The following is a 19,477-nucleotide window of genomic DNA, read 5'->3' as shown; positions in this document are numbered from 1 at the left end:
TACTCGGCTACGAACCGAGCGGTCGGAGGTTCGAATCCTCCCGGATGCACCATCACTACTGTTTCATCCTCTGTTTTCAATAAGCACTAGCGCATCAATTTTGATATGCATCCGTAGCTCAGCTGGATAGAGTACTCGGCTACGAACCGAGCGGTCGGAGGTTCGAATCCTCCCGGATGCACCATCTTCTTCCTCAAGTTATTTCTCCTTTGTTTTATCTCTGTTGTCTTATTTCTCCCTGTTCACTTCCTCAAATTCTTTTGCTCGTTCCTCATTAGATGACTTCCTCCAGTTATTTATCATCACTCTAATGGCATGTTTTTTATATGGTTATTGAATAAGCGACAAGTTTTTTACTTTGCGCTAAAGTAGATATCCATTTTTTAAAGTGCCATGGAGGCAAGATGTACGATCGCTATCTGGGCCTCATATTCGATATGGATGGCACTATTCTGGATACTGAGCAAACCCACCGCCTGGCTTGGAAGCAAGTGCTTGCCGGGAAGGGAATGCAGTATGATCCAGCACCTCTAGTGGCATTGAATGGCGCGCCGACCTGGCGTATCGCCGAATTTATCATTGCCAGACATCAGCTCGACCTCGACCCTCATCAGCTCGCAGAAGAAAAAACGTCGTTAGCGATGGAAATGTTACTGGATACCGTTACACCGTTGCCGTTGATGGACGTGGTGAAACGTTATCACGGCCGCCGACCCATGGCGGTAGGGACCGGTAGTCGGCACGCGATGGCGGAAAAGCTGCTAAGCCATCTTGGTGTCAGACACTATTTCGACGCGATAGTGGGCGCCGATGATGTAGAACATCATAAGCCGTTCCCCGACACCTTCCTGCGTTGCGCTGAGCTTATCCAGGTGGCTCCTGAAAACTGTGTGGTTTTCGAAGATGCCGACTTTGGTATAGAAGCCGCGACGCGGGCAAATATGGATGTTGTTGATGTCAGAACGCTGTGAGTGAAGTCTGGTCTTTCATTTCGCTCTTCGGGAGCAGCTTCCTGAGTGCCACGTTATTGCCCGGTAGCTCGGAGGTGGTTCTGGTATCGCTATTATTAGCCAAAACCGCGAGCCCGTGGCTTCTGGTGGCGATTGCTACGTTCGGTAACACGTTGGGTGGGTTAACTAATATGATCGTCGGCCGCCTCTTACCTAAGCGTCACAGCGGGCGAGGGCGGGTAATGGCTCAGCGCTGGTTAGAGCGTTATGGTGTTGCTGCGCTATTATTTAGCTGGGTGCCTATCATTGGAGATATGCTCTGCGTCCTGGCGGGCTGGCTACGCTTGCCATGGGGACGGGCTACGCTCTGTATTTTTATTGGGAAAGCGCTACGTTATCTCGTGCTGTGCTGGATGACGTTACAAGGGGTTGCATGGTGGTCCTGACCAGTTTTAACCGCGTCTGGTGGATGGCATCTGGCATCAGTTATGCTAACAACTATTACATATTAACTAACGGGAGGTCGCTTTGATCCCGGACGTATCAGAATCTCTGTCCTGGCTGGAACAACATCCTCAGGCCATCAAGGGAATTCAGCGAGGAATAGAACGCGAAACATTGCGTGTTATGGCCAATGGACATCTGGCGCAGACCGGTCATCCGGAAACGCTAGGGGCCGCATTGACGCATTCGTGGATCACCACGGATTTTGCCGAGTCTCTGTTAGAGTTTATTACCCCGGTTGATAAAGATATCCATCACCTGCTGACATTCCTGCGCGACATTCACCGATATGTAGCTCAGCATCTGGGTGAAGAGAGAATGTGGCCGCTCAGCATGCCGTGCTACGTTGCCGCGGAAGACGACATCGAACTGGCCCAGTACGGTTCATCCAATATCGGGCGGATGAAAACGCTTTACCGCGAAGGGCTTAAAAATCGTTATGGCGCGCTGATGCAAACCATTTCCGGCGTGCATTACAATTTTTCGTTGCCGTTGTCTTTTTGGCAGGAAAAATCGGGTGTTACCGATGAAATCAGCGGCAAAGCAGCGATCTCGTCTGGCTACTTTCAGCTGATCCGCAATTATTACCGCTTCGGCTGGGTGATCCCTTATCTTTTCGGCGCCTCGCCGGCTGTCTGCTCTTCCTTCCTGAATGGAAAAGAAACGTCCATTCCTTTTGAACGCACGGAGAACGGCCTCTGCTATCTGCCTTATGCTACTTCGCTGCGCCTTAGCGATCTGGGGTACACCAACAAGTCACAAAGTAACTTGGGCATTACCTTCAACGATCTCGACACGTACGTCGCGGCGCTCAAGCAAGCTATCGCTACACCTTCCGAAGATTATGCACGCTTGGGCGTCAAACGAGATGGACGCTACCTGCAGCTCAATACTAACGTTCTACAGATTGAAAACGAGCTGTATGCGCCCATCCGTCCCAAACGGGTCACTCGTTCGGGTGAGAAGCCGTCAGATGCATTGCTGCGAGGCGGCGTTGAGTACATCGAAGTCCGGTCGCTCGACATCAACCCTTTTTCCGCCACGGGCGTCAGCGAAGAGCAAGTGCGTTTCCTCGATCTATTCCTGATTTGGTGTGCGTTGACCGATGCGCCGGATATGAGCAGCGAAGAGCTGCAATGTACTCGTAAAAACTGGAATCGCGTTATTCTTGAAGGACGTAAACCCGGACAAACCATTGGAATGGGCTGTGATTCACGTCAGCAGCCGCTGGCTGAGGTCGGTCGCGAGCTATTTGCGGATTTACGTCGGGTAGCGGAATTGTTGGATAAGGAGCAAGATGAACCTTGTTACCAGCAGGTCTGTGATAACCTTGTTGCCCAGTTTGATGATCCAGAAAGTACTTTCTCAGGCAGACTGTTAAAAATGATGCTTGAAGAGGGGTCTGGAGGCGTTGGTTTGGCGCTGGCGGCTCACTATCGTGAAACCTTGCGGAAAGAACCGTTGGAAATTTTGACGGAAAGCCAGTTTACCACCGAGTCCGAGCGCTCGTGGCAGCGACAGCGACAGCTGGAATCTGAAGATAAACAAAGTTTTGAAGAGTTTCTTGCCGCGCAGTAACAGCGGGTAAAAAAAGAAACGGCCACACCGAAGTGTGGCCAAATAAACATCTCTGTTAATAGGGATGATGATGATAAATGCGCGTCTTTCATATGTTATGACTTGCGCCAAGAAAAAAAGTTTCCTGGAAACGAGAAAAAAACATTTTTTCGATGAGGAGGTGGCAACATGCCATTACTAGATAGCTTTACTGTCGATCACACGCGTATGGCAGCCCCTGCGGTACGGGTCGCAAAAACCATGAAAACGCCGAGTGGCGATACCATCACGGTTTTCGACCTGCGCTTCTGCCGCCCTAACCATGAAATTATGCCTGAGCGCGGTATTCATACGCTGGAGCACCTGTTCGCTGGATTCATGCGCGACCATCTGAATGGTGAAGGGGTCGAGATCATCGATATTTCTCCGATGGGATGCCGTACGGGCTTTTACATGAGCCTGATTGGTACGCCGGATGAAGTGCGCGTGGCTAAGGCCTGGAAAGCCTCAATGGAAGATGTTCTGAAGGTAAAAGAACAGCGCAAGATCCCTGAACTGAATGAGTTCCAATGCGGCACGTATGATATGCATTCCTTGACCGAAGCTCAGGATATTGCTCGCCATATCCTTGAGCATGATGTTCGGGTCAATAAGAATGATGAACTGGCCTTGCCTAAAGACAAGCTGGCTGAGCTGCATATCTGACGGCAGACTTCAGAGACAAAAAAGAGAGCGCAATGCTCTCTTTTTTTATGTCTGAGGAGTGAAGATTAATGAACGAGGAAAGGGGTAATCACTCGGCTGCCGAAATAGGACAGCGTTAACAGCAGCGCGCCTATCAGGTTGAAGTAAACTACGCGGCGACCTCTCCAACCTTCATGGTAGTGTCCCCACAGCAGCAGGATATAGACGAACCAGGCCAGCAAAGAGAACAGCGCCTTATGGAGATTCTCTTTATTGTTGAGCAGGTCGCTCATGTAAAACAGCCCGGTACACAATGTCAGCGTCAGCAGAATGACGCCGACCTGAGTAATGTGGAACATCTTGCGTTCAATGCTGAGCAGCGGCGGCATATCCGACGTAAAGCCCAACATTTTATTCTTCAACATGTAATCCAGCGACGCCATTTGCAGTGCGTACAGCGCGGCAATCATCAGTGTCGCGTAGGCAAACAGCGCTAAGCCAATATGCACCATCAGCCCGGGTTCATTTTCGAGATGAGTGATGAACTCGCCTGGCATAAAAGTCGCGAATGCCAGGTTGATGAGCGCGAAGGTATAGACGACGGGCAGCAGAAACCAGCCGCGATCGCGCGTGGCGACGAAGGTCATGACCGAGCAGATCATCAGACTGACTAGCGAGCCTATGTTAAGCAGGCTCAAATTTTGCCCGGCGTAGACATCAAAGATGCGTTGATAGAGCGCCACGGTATGACAGGCAAGCGCGAGCACCGCGGAGGCTACCGCCAACCGGCGATAGGCGCTGTTCTTTTTCAACAGGCTGGGAACAATCAGCCCCAGACTGAGCGAATAGGCCGCTAAAGCCACGATGGCGAAAACAGACATAGCGTTAGATTATTTGGTATCAACAGAGTAATAAGGACGGCCAGTATAGCCTTAGTCATTACGGCCCACCAACCTGTTATCCGTAAACACTCGCGGAGATTGCCATGGCTTTCGTGTTATAATCCCCACCGTTCACGTCGCGATAGCGGCCAGTTTACGTTGAGCAGAGCTATGTTTGAAAATCTAACCGATCGACTATCGCGCACTTTGCGCAACATCAGCGGCCGCGGCCGACTGACTGAAGAGAATATTAAAGAGACGCTGCGCGAAGTTCGCATGGCGTTACTCGAAGCCGATGTGGCGCTGCCTGTGGTGCGTGATTTCATTAATCGCGTCAAGGAGCGGGCTGTTGGCCACGAGGTGAATAAAAGCCTGACGCCGGGGCAGGAGTTCGTCAAGATTGTTCAGAACGAACTGGTTGCCTCAATGGGCGAAGTAAATGCTGAGCTTAATCTTGCGGCACAGCCTCCGGCCGTGGTGCTGATGGCGGGTCTGCAAGGGGCGGGTAAGACCACCAGCGTAGGTAAGCTGGGGAAATTCCTGCGCGAAAAGCAGAAGAAAAAAGTGCTGGTGGTTTCAGCGGACGTGTATCGCCCAGCGGCGATTAAACAGCTGGAAACGCTGGCGCAGACGGTCGGGGTCGATTTCTTCCCCTCCGATGCGGGTCAAAAGCCGGTCGATATCGTCAATCACGCGTTAAAGCATGCCCAACTGCAATTTTATGATGTCCTGCTGGTCGATACCGCGGGTCGTTTGCACGTTGACGATGCGATGATGGATGAGATCAAACAGGTCCATGCGGCATTGAATCCGGTGGAAACCCTGTTTGTCGTCGATGCGATGACCGGTCAGGATGCGGCGAACACAGCGAAAGCGTTTAATGAAGCGCTGCCGTTGACCGGTGTGATCCTGACTAAAATCGACGGTGACGCCCGCGGCGGTGCGGCATTGTCTATTCGCCATATCACCGGCAAGCCGATCAAATTCCTCGGCGTCGGTGAAAAGACGGAGGCTCTCGAGCCGTTCCACCCGGACCGCATTGCATCACGCATCCTGGGAATGGGGGACGTTCTGTCCCTGATCGAAGAGCTGGAAACCAAAGTCGACCGTACTCAGGCCGAGAAGTTGGCGAAAAAGCTGAAAAAGGGCGACGGATTTGACCTGACCGACTTCCTTGACCAGTTAAAGCAAATGCGCAACATGGGCGGCATGGCTAGCATGATGAGCAAGCTGCCGGGAATGGGCCAACTGCCGGACAATGTGAAGTCCCAGATGGACGACAAAGTTCTGGTGCGTATGGAAGCCATCATTAATTCCATGACGCAGAAAGAGCGCGCTAAACCTGAAATTATCAAGGGTTCGCGCAAGCGCCGTATCGCTACGGGTTCAGGCATGCAGGTGCAAGACGTCAATCGGCTGCTGAAGCAGTTTGACGACATGCAGCGCATGATGAAGAAGATGAAAAATGGCGGTATGGCGAAAATGATGCGCGGAATGAAAGGTATGATGCCACCGGGCTTTCCGGGGCGCTAACGTCTGATGTTTTACTTCGGCGTAGAAAGTATTCGGGGATGAAGCACGCTTTAGATTGCTTTTTACGCCAAAATGAGTAAAATTTTCGGGCTTTTTATATGACACTGGGCCCCGTTCCTCGATGGGGCCCGGTTGTTTTATTCACTAAAGAGGATGTTATGGTAACTATTCGTTTGGCACGTGGCGGCGCTAAAAAACGCCCGTTCTACCAAGTCGTCGTGACCGATAGCCGCAATGCGCGCGACGGTCGTTTTATTGAGCGTGTAGGTTTCTTCAACCCGATCGCAACCGGTCAGGCAGAAGCACTGCGTCTGGACCTGGATCGTATCGAGCACTGGGTTGGCCAGGGCGCTACCGTTTCTGATCGCGTTTCTGCGCTGATCAAAGACGCTAAAAAAGCAGCATAACCTGTTGCGGTGGTGACAATGAGCAAGCAGCTTAGCCCTCAAGCCCCAACAAACCCGGTCGTACTGGGGAAAATGGGGTCGACGTATGGCATCAGAGGTTGGCTCAGAGTGTTTTCCTCCACCGAAGATGCCGAAAGTATTTTTGACTATCAGCCCTTGTATCTCCGGAATAAAGGCGGCTTGCAGCTCATCGAAATAGAGAGCTGGAGGCACCATAATCAGGACCTGATCATCAAGATCAAAGATGTTGAAGATCGGGATGCAGCGAATCTGTTGACCAATTGCGAGATTGTTGTCGACGTCTCTCAGCTTCCTGAGCTGGATGAGGGTGATTATTACTGGAAAGATCTTATTGGCTGTGAAGTCGTCACCGTCGCCGGTTACGGGCTGGGCAAAGTCATCGATATGATGGAAACCGGTTCGAACGACGTGATGGTGGTAAGAGCTAACCTGAAAGATGCTTACGGGGTCAAGGAGCGGTTAATTCCGTTCCTGACAGAGCAGGTGATCAAGCATGTTGACCTTTCTACTCATCGTATTGAAGTAGATTGGGATCCTGGTTTTTGATTTCCGTACAACGACCAGTAACGAGTGGAACGATGCTATGTGGATTGGGGTAATCAGCCTGTTTCCAGAAATGTTCCGCGCCATTACTGATTATGGAGTCACTGGCCGGGCAGTAAAAAATGGCCTGCTGAGCGTAGAATATTGGAGTCCGCGAGACTTCACCTACGACCGGCATCGCACCGTGGACGATCGCCCTTATGGCGGAGGTCCCGGGATGCTGATGATGGTGCAACCTTTACGGGATGCGATTCATGCAGCTAAAGCAGCGGCAGGCGAAGGCGCTCGGGTGATTTACCTGTCACCACAGGGCCGCAAATTGGATCAGCAAGGCGTACGTCAACTTGCTACAAATCAGAAGATGATTCTGGTCTGTGGACGGTACGAGGGAATTGACGAGCGCGTAATCAAAACCGAAGTCGACGAAGAGTGGTCTATCGGTGATTATGTGCTCAGCGGCGGCGAACTGCCGGCAATGACGCTGATTGACTCTGTTTCCCGGTTCATCCCGGGCGTGCTGGGTCATGAAGCTTCAGCAGAAGAAGACTCTTTTGCGGATGGATTGCTGGATTGCCCTCATTTCACCCGGCCTGAAGTGTTGACGGGGATGGAAGTTCCGGCAGTTTTACTGTCAGGCAACCATGCTGAAATACGTCGCTGGCGTTTGAAGCAGTCGCTGGGCCGAACCTGGCTTAGAAGACCTGAACTTCTGAAAAGCCTAGCTCTGACTGACGAGCAAACAACGTTGCTGGCTGAATTCCAACGGGAACATCAGTCTCAACAAGAGTACTAGGGGGCCGCTGGCACAGCGCCGGGCGAACCCATATATCAGTTTACCTAGGGTAAGAGACATATCATGAGCAACATCATTAAACAGATCGAACAAGAGCAGATGAAGCAAGACGTACCTTCATTCCGTCCGGGTGATTCCGTGGAAGTTAAGGTATGGGTCGTTGAAGGTTCTAAAAAACGTCTGCAGGCATTCGAGGGCGTGGTTATCGCTATTCGTAACCGCGGTCTGCATTCTGCATTCACTGTTCGCAAGATTTCTAACGGCGAAGGCGTGGAACGTGTATTCCAGACGCATTCTCCAGTGGTGGACAGCATTACTGTGAAACGCCGTGGTGCCGTACGTAAAGCGAAACTGTACTACCTGCGTGAGCGTGCTGGTAAGTCTGCTCGTATCAAAGAGCGTCTTAACTAAGAACGCGCTTTCGCGACATCCGAAAGTCGTTTTGAATGAAGGGGTGGCCTATATGCCGCCCCTTTTTTTGTATGTAAAAAGCGTTAGATTAAGGGGGCACCGGACATACAAGATTTAAGGAGAAATCATGAACAACCTGGAGCAAGTCAACGCCATACTGGGTAGCCCGTTATGGGGCGCTTTCGCCGCCGCTGCGGCACTTTGCGCCAGAGTCGCCTGGCGATGGCTTAGAACCCTTCCTGAAGAGCGCAAAGCATGGGGGCTTATCGAAGGTGCACAACCCTGGATGATCAGGCTGAGCGGCATTAAATCCAGAAAGAAGCTGCTAACGCCTCCGAGTCGGGGCGATTACCTTGGCGCCGGTATCATCTCCATTTTGTTTGTTAGCCTGTTAGGCATAATGACCTATGTTATGGGCCGTTATGTCATCAGCGTTCCTCATGGCTGGGCGTCTTTAACGATGACGGTAGAAGGGAAAGAAAACTTCTTATTAACGCTGGATAAAGCCAAGGGCAAAGTGGACCAGCAATCTTGGGAAATGACGCCCGCTTTTTGCCGGAGCAAATCCTATGGCGATATCTCACTCGATTTACACCTTTCACCCGCGCTGATACGGACCGTGTGCGATAACATAGGGATGAAAAACTCAGAGCAAGGTATTCAAAAAAGGATCGATGAGACGCGCGATAACAAAGTTTGGTTTTCCGTCATCTACCTATACTTTCTCCTGTTCTTTGTGTTCATTCTCGCCTCGATCTTCTCAGACATTCAATTGCGCAAAAAAGCCATTGTTCACCACGAAAAAGAAAAAGCCATCGCTCATCAATACCTCACGTGACCTAAGCAGCTGGGCGCGAAGAGTACGATCTCTTTAAAACCACGCTGTCTGCACCCAACGAAAAATGGCACCGAACACTCGCTGAGTAAACTCCGCCTTAGCTGAGAGGTTGTGTGTTGACAGTAAAATAAAATCGAAGTCATGTGTAATTTTATCTTTACAGATGGATGTGCGCTTTGTGGGTGGCTTCTGTTTTGCGCTCTAATTCTCCGCGGTTGAAGCGATTGATAAGCGCAGGGGACACCTTGTTTTTATGCGTTCGGGTGGCGGATGAAACTGTCTATTTGTATGCGTACTCACTTTTATGTTTGATTTGACTGGGTTTTTATTGTTGTTCATCTGATGTGTGGGCTATGGGGTTTGATGAGCATGGCATCGAGATCGAAATAAGCACCGGATAACTGATGAGAGATCGATGTCGATGATGGTCCGAAAATGTAGAGCCCGCCCCATATTCTGGTCTGCTTATAATGGTAATTATAACTTTACAGCTGGTGGTTTTAAATATTTACACCCTGTGATACTGTGTCCGGGTTATGTACTCACCGCCGCCATCGCACAGGCACAGAATAAGGGACAGGACCATGATCATGCAGAAAGACGCGCTTAATAACGTCAATATCGTTGAAGAGCAGATATTGATTACTCCAGACGAACTGAAGGCCAAATTTCCGTTGAGTGAAGAGGCTCAGCAGGCGATTTCTCGCTCTCGGCAGGCTGTGGCGGATATTATCCACGGTCGTGACGACCGATTGCTGATTGTGTGCGGTCCTTGTTCCATTCACGACACTGATGCCGCGCTGGAGTATGCCCGCCGGTTGCAAGCTTTGTCGGCAGAGCTGAGCGATAAACTGTATATCGTCATGCGCGTTTACTTCGAGAAACCCCGCACCACGGTGGGGTGGAAAGGATTGATTAACGATCCGCATATGGATGGTTCGTGCGATATGGAGGCCGGTCTGCATATTGCGCGCGATTTGCTGCTGAAGCTGGTGAATATAGGCCTGCCCCTGGCGACGGAAGCGCTGGATCCCAATAGTCCGCAGTACCTGGGCGATCTTTTCAGCTGGTCGGCGATTGGCGCGAGAACCACGGAATCGCAGACACACCGTGAGATGGCATCCGGGCTTTCCATGCCTGTCGGCTTTAAAAATGGCACGGACGGCAGCCTTGGCACAGCCATCAACGCCATGAAAGCCGCCTCGATGGCGCATCGTTTTATGGGAATCAACCAAAGTGGTCAGGTTTGTCTGTTGCATACGCAGGGGAATACCGACGGTCATGTGATTTTACGCGGCGGTAAAAGGCCGAACTACAGCGCGGAAGACGTGGCGGAATGTGAAAAACAGATGCGTGATGCGGGACTGAAACCAGCGCTGATGATAGATTGTAGCCACGGAAATTCGAATAAAGATTATCGTCGCCAGCCGTTGGTAGTGGAGTCTGCCGTGGAGCAGCTCAAAGCCGGCAATCGCTCTATTATCGGTCTGATGCTGGAAAGCCATCTGAATGAAGGCAGCCAGTCTTCTGAACAGCCGCGTTCCCAGATGCATTACGGTGTGTCTGTCACGGACGCCTGTATTAGTTGGGAAAACACTGAATCGTTATTGCGATCGGTGCATCAGGATCTTGGCGCGATACGCACCAATCAGTAAGGAGAAGAGTAGATGACCGCTGAACTGACCGCGTTACGTGATCAGATTGACGAGGTAGATAAGGCACTATTGGCATTGTTGTCTCGGCGGTTAAAACTCGTCGCAGAAGTGGGCGAAGTCAAAAGTCACTATGGATTACCGATTTATGCGCCGGACCGGGAAGCGGAAATGCTGGCTTCTCGTCGAAAGGAGGCTGAAGCCTTAGGCGTTCCTCCCTCTTTGATTGAGGATGTACTGCGCCGCGTCATGCGTGAATCCTACTCCAGCGAAAATGACAAAGGGTTCAAAACGTTGAATCCGTCCCTGCGACCGGTCGTCATCATCGGCGGTCGCGGTCAGATGGGGCGTATGTTCGATAAAATGCTGACCCTTTCCGGTTATCAGGTCAAAATTCTGGAACAGGAAGACTGGCCTCGGGCGAGCGAACTGCTGGCCGATGCGGGAATGGTGATCGTCAGCGTGCCGATTCATCTTACCGAACAGGTTATCGCTCAACTGCCGCCGCTGCCGGAGGACTGCCTGCTGGTGGATTTGGCCTCGGTCAAAAATGGTCCGCTGCAGGCTATGCTGGCGGTGCATCAGGGACCGGTCGTGGGGCTTCACCCGATGTTCGGGCCGGATACCGGCAGTCTCGCCAAGCAGGTTGTGGTGTACTGTGATGGGCGTCAACCCGAATCCTATCAGTGGCTGCTGGAACAGATCCGTGTCTGGGGTGCGCGTCTGCATCGCATCAGCGCGGTAGAGCACGATCAGAACATGACCTTCATTCAGGCGTTGCGCCATTTCACGACGTTTGTTTACGGGTTACATCTGACGGAAGAAAATGTGCAGATCGAACAATTGCTGGCGCTGTCATCGCCTATTTATCGGCTGGAGCTGGCGATGGTGGGGCGGTTGTTTGCTCAGGATCCGCAGCTTTACGCAGACATCATCATGTCATCCGGCAATAACCTGGCTTTGATCAAGCGCTATTACCTGCGTTTCGGAGAGGCGATTGCGCTGTTGGAGAATGGCGATAAAACGGCGTTTATCAACAGTTTCAAAAAAGTGGAGCAGTGGTTTGGCGACTATTCCCATCGCTTTATGAGCGAAAGCCGAACGCTGTTGCAACAGGCCAACGACATCCGCTGACCTTTTCCCTACACGAATCATTGCGCCGCCATCTCCTCAGGAAATGGCGGCGTTTGTATTTAACCGCCCAAATCGACCGGGACAACGTTCTCGCTAGGGTAACAGCCGAGCACTTTCAGCGAACGAGTGATCGCCGTCAGTTCATTGATGGCTTTTTGCATCGGTTTGCTACGCAGATTGGCTTGTACATCAATGTAGAACATCTCTTCCCACGGATTGCCGTGGATAGGCCGGGACTCCAGCTTGGTCATGATAATGCCCTGATCCCGCAGGACTTGCAGCGCTTCGACCAGTGCGCCGGACTGCTGGCCGGTTGCCATAATCAATGTGGTTTTAGCCGGAACCTGTTCTGCGACGTCGATTTGCTTGCGGGCCAGTACGATGAAGCGGGTGTAGTTTTGCGTCTGGTTCGCCAGGTTGTGTTCCAGCACCTGCAAATTGTAGAGCGTCCCCCCGGCTTCACTTCCCAGCGCGGCGGCGTGAGGTGAATTCAGTTCAGCCACTTTCGCCATCGCGGCGGCGCTGCTTTCGCAGTACTCGATTTTCCAGTGCGGGAAACGATTAATAAAATGGCTGCACTGTTGGAAAGGCTGAGGATGGCTATAGACGGTCTGGATCTGGTCAAGCTGAGTGTCTGTAGAAACCAACACGCAGTGGTCGATAGGGTTAGACAGTTCGCCTACGATCGACAACCCCGTATGTTGCAGCAGGTCATAGACGTCGTTGATCGATCCTGAACTGGTATTTTCAATCGGCAGAACGCCGTAATCGGCATGGCCGTTCTCAACCGTAGTAAAAATATCCTGAAACTTCTGGCAGCCGCATTCGATGATCTGATCGAAATGACGAGCCGTATATTGGCGTGCGGCCAGATGAGAATAGGAGCCTTTGGGACCGAGGAACGCAACCCGTGCTGAATGTGCGCCGGTTTGGTTCAGGTGCTGTTGGAGCAGAGCCTGCTGGGTGAGCACGGAGTCTTCAATAATCAGCTGGAACAGTCGGGTGATGTAGTGGCCATCGAGCTGATATGGCCTGCCCGCTTCCACCAGGCGGGCTAGCAGATCGCGTTCACGCTCTTTATCTCTGATAGGACGGTGCGTGGTTTGCTTCGCTCGGGCAACGTCCAGAGCCAGCTCACGTCGTTGAGACAGAAGCTCCAGCAGCTGTAAATCCAACGCGCTGATGCGTTCGCGCAGTGCCAATAACGGATTGTCGGTCATTTTGCTTTACCCTGTTTGCAGGCCAGAACAAAAAAAGCCCCCTGATTTCAGGAGGCTTTTTGTTCGTCTTCGTATTCTTACTCACACGACCAATCGCCCCCCCTGTGGGGGAAGAAAAAGAAGAATACGAAGAACAATGAATGGCGTGTCATTAATTAAATCCTGACGGTTGATGGCGCTAGGTTAACGACTGCCTTTTCATCCTGTCAATAAAAAACGCGCCTTTCGGCGCGTTAACAACATCACGATAGGGAAGGAGGTGATTACTCTTCCGGGGCTGGCTGCGGCGTGATGTCTTTGAGGCAGGTGTCGGCGCGGCGCGCTTCACCTTTATGCTGAACCTTATTCAACTGCCGTTCGAGCTTGGCGATGAGTTCGTTGACCGCAGCATACATATCTTCGTGTTTTGCGCTTGCGACCAGCGGTCCGTTCGGTGTGCCAATGGTGGCGTCGGCCACAAAGCCCTTAGGTTCTTTCGACAGGATGATGTGTGGATTAATCAGGCTAGTTTGCCACTTATCCAGCTTGGTGAGACGGTCTTCGACATGTTTGCGTATTGCCGGGGTGATATCCATTTGCTTACTGGTAATGTTGATAGTCATAAACGTTTACCTCTCTGCCTTGTCCGTCTTGGATAGTTTCAGCATACCCCGAGATTGTTAAAATGGCAGGGTTTTAAGTCTTTTTTTTGTCATATATCAGACTGGTCGTGTAATTTGTGAGCGACTTTTGGGATTGCGGCGACAAGCCTTGTCAGTGATGGGGAGCTATGCCAAAATTTTCAGGATTTGCTGCGTGGAACCGCGTTGAGTCATGGACGCCGGGCATAAAAAAGGCAGCCTAAGCTGCCGTTGTAAAATCCTTTCTAATGCGTTTGATCAGGCTTGATTAGCCGAGATCAGCTTCGCCACTTTGTCGGCCTCGCCGGTCAGCTGCATCTGGCGATAAGCATTTTCCATCAGCGGCAGAGCCGTACGTGTGGCCTGTGTATCCGGGTAGTCTTTCAGCATCTGCTCAACACGATTAACCACCGCGACATACGCGCCGCGTTTCGTGTAGTATTGCGCGACCGAAAGTTCATACTTCGCCAAACGCTCTTTCAGAAACGCCAGACGTTTGCCGGCATCGGTCACATACAGGCTACGAGGATAGCCCTCCGCCAACTGGCTGAATGCCTTGAAGGCGGCGCGGGCGTACTGCGGATCGCGGTCTGAACGATCCACACCGAAGAACCCCTGCAACGCACTGTCATCTAACGCCATATTGGTTAATCCGCGCATGTACAACACGTAATCCACATTGGGACTCGTGGGGTTCAGACGCAGGAAACGGTCGATGGATGCCTGAGCTAACGGTAACTCGGCGGATTTGTAGTAGGCGTAGATCAGGTCAAGCTGAACCTGCTGGGAATAAGGGCCGAATGGATAACGGTTATCCAACGCTTCCAACTGCGTAATGGCTGCCTTAAAGTTGCCCTCCTGCAATTTCTCCTGCGCGGTGGCGTAAAGCTCGGCAGGTGGACGGTCTGGAACCGCATCCTTGGTGCTGGAACAACCCGCCAGTACCAGGCTCAACGTGGCAGCAGCCACCAGATATTTCATACGCGTCATGACGTTTTGATTATCCTCAGAGTGTTTTTTCCGGGAAACTGTCCGTTAAGCTCCCGATGAAGACCAGCTACAATGGTACATGATTTTATACGGCATCGCCGTTAAAACCCAACGTAAAAGAAGCGGCATACTATGGCACAACAAGTACAACTCACCGCAACGGTGGCCGAATCGCAACTCGGACAACGTTTAGATCAGGCTTTGGCCGAATTGTTCCCTGATTATTCACGTTCTCGCTTAAAAGAGTGGATTTTGGACCAGCGCGTGCAGGTGAACGGCACCGTGATTGATAAACCCAAAGAGAAGGTGCTGGGGGGCGAAACGATTGCCGTCGACGCGCTGATCGAAGAGGAAGCCCGTTGGGAACCTCAGGCGATCCCGCTGGATATCGTCTATGAAGATCAGGATATTCTGGTCATCAACAAGCCGAGAGGCCTGGTGGTTCATCCCGGCGCGGGCAACCCTGACGGCACCGTGCTGAATGCGCTGCTGCATTATTATCCCGAGATTGTCGATGTGCCGCGTGCCGGCATCGTTCATCGACTGGATAAAGACACGACCGGGCTGATGGTTGTCGCCAAAACCGTACCGGCGCAGACCCGGCTGGTGGAATCGCTACAGGCGCGTGAAATCACGCGTGAATATGAAGCCGTGGCTATCGGCAACATGACGGCGGGCGGTATGGTGGAAGAGCCGATTGCGCGCCATCCCACAAAACGTACGCATATGGCGGTGCACCCGATGGGCAAACCGGCGGTCACCCATTACCGGATTATGGAGCATTTTCGTGCTCACACCCGGTTGAGACTGCGTCTGGAAACGGGAAGAACCCATCAGATTCGCGTTCATATGTCGCACATCGCGCATCCACTGGTCGGCGACCCGCTGTATGGCGGCCGTCCCCGTCCGCCAAAAGGCGCTTCGGACGAATTCATCAGTGTGCTGCGCGGCTTCGACCGTCAGGCGCTCCACGCCACCATGCTGAGACTGTACCATCCCGTCACCGGCATTCAGATGGAATGGCATGCGGCGTTGCCGCAGGACATGGTGGATTTAATCGCTGCTCTTAAAGCAGATACCGAAGAGTTCAAGGATCAATTGGACTGGTGACAACATGCTGATTCAGCCCGACTGGCCCGCGCCAGCGACCATCCGCGCCTGCTCCACCACCCGTCACGGTGGATGTAGCAGCGAGCCTTATGCGTCTCTCAATCTCGGCAACCACGTAGGCGATGACATCGCTTGCGTGGAGGAAAATCGGCGTCGGTTGGTGACAGACGGCGCACTGCCTGCGCAGCCGCATTGGTTACAGCAGGTACACGGCACTCAGGTCGTTAATCTCGACGAGGCGACGCCCGCGACGACGGGGGATGCTGTCTATACCTCCCGTCCAGGCAAGGTGTGTGCGGTGATGACGGCCGATTGCCTGCCGGTGCTGTTCTGCTCGGTGAAGGGCGATGAAGCGGCGGCGGCGCACGCGGGCTGGCGCGGCTTGCAGGCCGGCGTGTTGGAACAGACGTTGAAGGCTTTCCGGGCGGCGCCGTCGGAAATAATGGCGTGGCTCGGTCCGGCTATTGGGCCGCAGCAGTTTGAAGTCGGTGCTGAAGTGCGGGAGGCGTTCATGGCGTCCGAACCCGCCGCGGCGCAGGCGTTTGTCGCTCGTGACGATAAGTACATGGCTGATATCTTTCAGCTAGCCCGACTGCGACTGCGCGCAGCGGGCGTTAGCCGGATTTATGGCGGCGAATATTGTACGGTAAGCCATCCGCAGCAATTCTTTTCCTACCGCCGCGACGGCGTGACCGGTCGAATGGCAAGTTTAATCTGGCTGATATAACCTTTTGAATTAGGGCGGTCCAGCACGTAGAACGTGATTCCTACTATTATTACTGACAAATCATCTTGAAAATTTGGGGCTAGACCTCATCTAATCTCCAGTAGCACATTTGATCAGTATAAATCGGAGGAGTTATGCGTCTGGATCGTCTTACTAATAAGTTCCAGCTTGCCCTCGCTGATGCCCAATCTCTCGCTCTCGGTCGAGACAATCAATTTATCGAACCACTGCATTTAATGAGTGCCCTTTTAAATCAGGAAGGAAGCACGGTCAGTCCGCTGTTAACCGCAGCTGGCGTTAATGTCGCTCATCTGAAACAAGAGATTGAGCAGGCGTTAAGCCGTCTCCCGCAGGTTGAAGGGACCGGAGGCGATGTACAGCCATCCAATGAATTGGTACGGACATTAAATCTTTGCGACAAGCTGGCTCAGAAAAGGGGTGACACCTTTATATCGTCGGAACTGTTTGTTCTGGCGGCGCTGGAAGCGCGGAGCACGTTGACGGACCTGTTAAAGAACGCCGGCGCCAACATGGATAGCGTGACGAAAGCGATTGACCAAATCCGTGGAGGAGAAAACGTGAACGAACAAGGGGCTGAAGATCAGCGCCAGGCTTTGAAGAAATTCACGATCGATTTAACCGAACGTGCCGAACAGGGCAAGTTGGATCCCGTTATCGGTCGTGATGAAGAAATTCGCCGCACCATTCAGGTGCTGCAGCGCAGAACCAAAAACAACCCGGTACTTATTGGTGAGCCAGGGGTCGGTAAAACGGCTATCGTCGAAGGGTTGGCGCAGCGCATCGTTAATGGGGAAGTGCCGGAAGGCTTGAAGAACAAACGCGTGCTGGCGCTCGATATGGGATCGCTGGTGGCGGGCGCCAAATTCCGCGGCGAGTTCGAAGAGCGCTTAAAAGGCGTATTGAATGATCTTTCGAAACAGGAAGGCAGCGTCATCCTGTTTATTGATGAACTGCATACGATGGTCGGCGCGGGTAAAGCCGATGGCGCGATGGATGCGGGCAACATGTTGAAGCCTGCGTTGGCGCGCGGTGAGCTGCACTGCGTCGGGGCGACCACGCTGGACGAATATCGTCAGTATATTGAGAAAGACGCCGCGTTGGAGCGTCGTTTCCAGAAAGTGTTTGTGGCCGAACCGACGGTGGAAGACACCATCGCGATTTTGCGTGGGCTGAAAGAGCGTTATGAACTGCATCATCACGTTCAGATCACCGACCCGGCCATTGTGGCGGCGGCGACGTTGTCCCATCGCTATATCGCAGACCGCAAACTCCCGGATAAGGCGATTGACCTGATCGATGAGGCCGCATCCAGCATTCGTATGCAAATCGACTCCAAGCCTGAGGCGTTGGACCGGTTGGACCGTCGAATCATCCAGCTGAAGCTCGAACAGCAGGCGTTGAAGAAAGAGTCTGATGACGCCAGCCTGAAACGGCTCGAAATTTTGAATACCGAGTTGGAAGAGAAAGAGCGGGATTACTCGAAGCTGGAAGAAGAGTGGAAAGCGGAAAAAGCCTCATTAACCGGCACTCAGAATATCAAGGCCGCGCTGGAACAGGCCAAAATCGAATTGGAACAGGCGCGTCGTCAGGGCGATTTGGGTCAAATGTCCGAGTTGCAGTACGGCAAGATTCCTGAGCTGGAAAAACAGCTGGCAACGGCGACGCAGTCGGAAGGTAAAACGATGCGTCTGTTGCGTAATAAGGTAACGGACACTGAAATCGCCGAAGTATTGGCACGCGCTACGGGTATTCCGGTATCAAGAATGCTGGAAGGCGAACGCGAAAAACTGCTGCGAATGGAAGATGAGCTGCACCAGCGCGTCATTGGACAGAACGAAGCGGTTGAAGCGGTGGCGAACTCTATCCGACGTAGCCGCGCGGGTCTGGCCGATCCTAATCGTCCTATCGGTTCATTCCTTTTCCTGGGGCCGACAGGGGTCGGTAAAACCGAGCTGTGTAAAACGCTGGCGAAATTCCTCTTCGATAGCGACGACGCGATGGTGCGTATCGATATGTCCGAATTCATGGAAAAACATTCGGTATCCCGTTTGGTGGGCGCTCCCCCGGGATATGTCGGCTATGAAGAAGGGGGTTACCTCACGGAAGCAGTGAGACGTCGTCCTTATTCCGTGATTCTGCTGGATGAAGTGGAGAAGGCGCATCCTGATGTCTTCAATATTCTGTTGCAGGTACTGGATGATGGTCGCTTGACCGACGGACAGGGGCGTACGGTGGACTTCCGCAACACGGTGGTCATCATGACATCCAACTTGGGATCGGACCTGATTCAGGAACGGTTTGGCGAGATGAGTTACGGCCAGATGCGCGATATGGTCATGAATGTGGTTAATCACCACTTCCGTCCTGAGTTCATTAACCGTATTGATGAGGTCGTGGTCTTCCATCCGTTAGGCCGGGAACACATTACGTCAATTGCCCAGATTCAGCTGCAGCGTTTGTACCAGCGATTGGAAGAGAGGGGCTACAGCGTGACGATCTCTGAGCCAGCATTGGAGATTCTGGGTAAAATCGGGTTTGACCCGGTATACGGAGCCCGTCCGTTGAAGCGTGCTATACAGCAACTGATTGAAAACCCGCTGGCGCAGCAAATATTGTCTGGCAAACTGCTTCCGGGTAAACCGATTACCCTGGATCTTGATGGTGAGTCTATCGTCGCGCATCAGTAGCGTCAGGCTGATCCCCTCAGCGAAAAGCCCGGATTTTTTGAATCCGGGCTTTTTTGTCGATTAAATGCGCGTTTTGGGGCTTTAAACCGGCTTAAATTGACGTTTTGGTTTAAATGTGAGCGGTCGGCCAGTTTTTTGTATTTAGCGCTTGTCAGCCCGAAATAACTCCCTATAATGCGCTCCCACTGACACGG

The 19,477-nt window shown here is 52.3% G+C and carries 20 protein-coding genes, 1 tRNA gene and 1 other annotated feature; of the genes, 16 read left to right on the top strand and 5 right to left on the bottom strand.

The features are described from left to right. The first annotated feature begins 107 nt into the window (after nt 1-107). The 5 genes from Q7O77_RS04335 (at nt 108) to luxS (ending at nt 3,716) form a co-directional block, all read left to right on the top strand. Nucleotides 108-184: transfer RNA gene (locus tag Q7O77_RS04335), tRNA-Arg, on the top strand. Nucleotides 185-404: 220 nt separating this feature from the next. After that, nucleotides 405-971, top strand: coding sequence for a fructose-1-phosphate/6-phosphogluconate phosphatase (yqaB, locus tag Q7O77_RS04330; protein WP_304163774.1), 567 nt, complete (start codon nt 405-407; stop codon nt 969-971). Continuing rightward, nucleotides 968-1,396, top strand: coding sequence for a YqaA family protein (locus Q7O77_RS04325; RefSeq protein WP_304163773.1), 429 nt, complete (start codon nt 968-970; stop codon nt 1,394-1,396). The genes yqaB and Q7O77_RS04325 overlap by 4 nt, the downstream gene beginning before the upstream one ends. An 82-nt stretch (nt 1,397-1,478) precedes the next feature. Then, nucleotides 1,479-3,032, top strand: a complete 1,554-nt coding sequence (gene gshA / locus Q7O77_RS04320; RefSeq protein WP_304163772.1) for a glutamate--cysteine ligase — start codon at nt 1,479-1,481, stop codon at nt 3,030-3,032. Between the two features lie 168 nt (nt 3,033-3,200). Continuing rightward, nucleotides 3,201-3,716 carry an S-ribosylhomocysteine lyase gene (gene luxS / locus Q7O77_RS04315; RefSeq protein WP_304163771.1) on the top strand — a complete coding sequence of 172 codons (516 nt, stop codon included), beginning with the start codon at nt 3,201-3,203 and terminating at the stop codon, nt 3,714-3,716. Nucleotides 3,717-3,781: 65 nt separating this feature from the next. Here the strand turns inward: luxS and Q7O77_RS04310 are convergent, their stop codons facing one another. Continuing rightward, entirely contained in the window at nt 3,782-4,576 is a 795-nt protein-coding gene (locus tag Q7O77_RS04310) for an inner membrane protein YpjD (RefSeq protein WP_304163770.1), read from the bottom strand. A gap of 171 nt (nt 4,577-4,747) precedes the next feature. On the opposite strand from Q7O77_RS04310, the gene ffh reads away from it, so the two are divergent. The 8 genes from ffh to tyrA all read left to right on the top strand — a co-directional run bounded on the left by ffh (nt 4,748) and on the right by tyrA (nt 11,908). Further along, nucleotides 4,748-6,109 carry a signal recognition particle protein gene (gene ffh / locus Q7O77_RS04305; protein WP_085653082.1) on the top strand — a complete coding sequence of 454 codons (1,362 nt, stop codon included), beginning with the start codon at nt 4,748-4,750 and terminating at the stop codon, nt 6,107-6,109. Nucleotides 6,110-6,267: 158 nt separating this feature from the next. Further along, nucleotides 6,268-6,516, top strand: coding sequence for a 30S ribosomal protein S16 (gene rpsP / locus Q7O77_RS04300; protein ID WP_026739736.1), 249 nt, complete (start codon nt 6,268-6,270; stop codon nt 6,514-6,516). 18 nt (nt 6,517-6,534) lie between these two features. Continuing rightward, nucleotides 6,535-7,083, top strand: coding sequence for a ribosome maturation factor RimM (gene rimM / locus Q7O77_RS04295; protein WP_085653081.1), 549 nt, complete (start codon nt 6,535-6,537; stop codon nt 7,081-7,083). A 37-nt stretch (nt 7,084-7,120) separates the two neighbouring features. After that, nucleotides 7,121-7,873, top strand: a complete 753-nt coding sequence (gene trmD, locus Q7O77_RS04290; protein WP_094101687.1) for a tRNA (guanosine(37)-N1)-methyltransferase TrmD — start codon at nt 7,121-7,123, stop codon at nt 7,871-7,873. A 63-nt stretch (nt 7,874-7,936) separates the two neighbouring features. Continuing rightward, on the top strand, nt 7,937-8,284 hold the full coding sequence (gene rplS, locus Q7O77_RS04285; protein ID WP_026739733.1) for a 50S ribosomal protein L19: 348 nt from the start codon (nt 7,937-7,939) through the stop codon (nt 8,282-8,284). Nucleotides 8,285-8,411: 127 nt separating this feature from the next. Then, complete coding sequence (locus Q7O77_RS04280; protein ID WP_304163769.1) at nt 8,412-9,122, top strand: DUF6216 family protein; 711 nt, start codon at nt 8,412-8,414, stop codon at nt 9,120-9,122. 590 nt (nt 9,123-9,712) lie between these two features. Beyond that, complete coding sequence (locus Q7O77_RS04275; protein ID WP_304163775.1) at nt 9,713-10,777, top strand: 3-deoxy-7-phosphoheptulonate synthase; 1,065 nt, start codon at nt 9,713-9,715, stop codon at nt 10,775-10,777. Between the two features lie 12 nt (nt 10,778-10,789). Continuing rightward, the gene (gene tyrA, locus Q7O77_RS04270) at nt 10,790-11,908 is read left to right on the top strand and encodes a bifunctional chorismate mutase/prephenate dehydrogenase (RefSeq protein WP_304163768.1); all 1,119 of its coding nucleotides are present in this window, start codon (nt 10,790-10,792) and stop codon (nt 11,906-11,908) included. A gap of 59 nt (nt 11,909-11,967) precedes the next feature. Here tyrA and pheA read toward each other — a convergent pair whose 3' ends face one another. The 3 genes from pheA to bamD form a co-directional block, all read right to left on the bottom strand. Continuing rightward, the gene (pheA, locus tag Q7O77_RS04265) at nt 11,968-13,128 is read right to left on the bottom strand and encodes a bifunctional chorismate mutase/prephenate dehydratase (protein WP_304163767.1); all 1,161 of its coding nucleotides are present in this window, start codon (nt 13,126-13,128) and stop codon (nt 11,968-11,970) included. A 27-nt stretch (nt 13,129-13,155) separates the two neighbouring features. After that, nucleotides 13,156-13,281, bottom strand: a sequence feature (Phe leader region). A 110-nt stretch (nt 13,282-13,391) separates the two neighbouring features. Further along, nucleotides 13,392-13,730 carry a ribosome-associated translation inhibitor RaiA gene (gene raiA, locus Q7O77_RS04260; RefSeq protein ID WP_304163766.1) on the bottom strand — a complete coding sequence of 113 codons (339 nt, stop codon included), beginning with the start codon at nt 13,728-13,730 and terminating at the stop codon, nt 13,392-13,394. 276 nt (nt 13,731-14,006) lie between these two features. Then, a complete protein-coding gene (gene bamD, locus Q7O77_RS04255; RefSeq protein ID WP_026739727.1) occupies nt 14,007-14,738 on the bottom strand; it encodes an outer membrane protein assembly factor BamD in 732 nt (243 codons plus the stop codon). A gap of 132 nt (nt 14,739-14,870) precedes the next feature. Between bamD and rluD the strand changes: the two genes are divergently transcribed. From rluD to clpB, 3 genes are all read left to right on the top strand, one after another. Continuing rightward, nucleotides 14,871-15,848 (top strand): 23S rRNA pseudouridine(1911/1915/1917) synthase RluD, encoded by a 978-nt coding sequence (rluD, locus tag Q7O77_RS04250; RefSeq protein WP_085653074.1) that lies wholly within the window; start codon nt 14,871-14,873, stop codon nt 15,846-15,848. A 4-nt stretch (nt 15,849-15,852) separates the two neighbouring features. Continuing rightward, nucleotides 15,853-16,575 carry a purine nucleoside phosphorylase YfiH gene (yfiH, locus tag Q7O77_RS04245; protein WP_304163765.1) on the top strand — a complete coding sequence of 241 codons (723 nt, stop codon included), beginning with the start codon at nt 15,853-15,855 and terminating at the stop codon, nt 16,573-16,575. A 134-nt stretch (nt 16,576-16,709) separates the two neighbouring features. After that, the gene (gene clpB / locus Q7O77_RS04240; RefSeq protein WP_304163764.1) at nt 16,710-19,283 is read left to right on the top strand and encodes an ATP-dependent chaperone ClpB; all 2,574 of its coding nucleotides are present in this window, start codon (nt 16,710-16,712) and stop codon (nt 19,281-19,283) included. A 2-nt stretch (nt 19,284-19,285) separates the two neighbouring features. Here the strand turns inward: clpB and Q7O77_RS04235 are convergent. Beyond that, nucleotides 19,286-19,477 (bottom strand): hypothetical protein (locus tag Q7O77_RS04235; protein ID WP_304163763.1); only part of this gene is annotated, 192 nt, incomplete at its 5' end.

It is taken from the genome of Lonsdalea britannica (assembly GCF_946477055.1).
Classification (GTDB): Bacteria; Pseudomonadota; Gammaproteobacteria; order Enterobacterales; family Enterobacteriaceae; genus Lonsdalea; species Lonsdalea britannica_A.
Note: the sequence above shows the minus strand (reverse complement) of the source record. Positions and strands in the feature narration are given on the sequence as shown.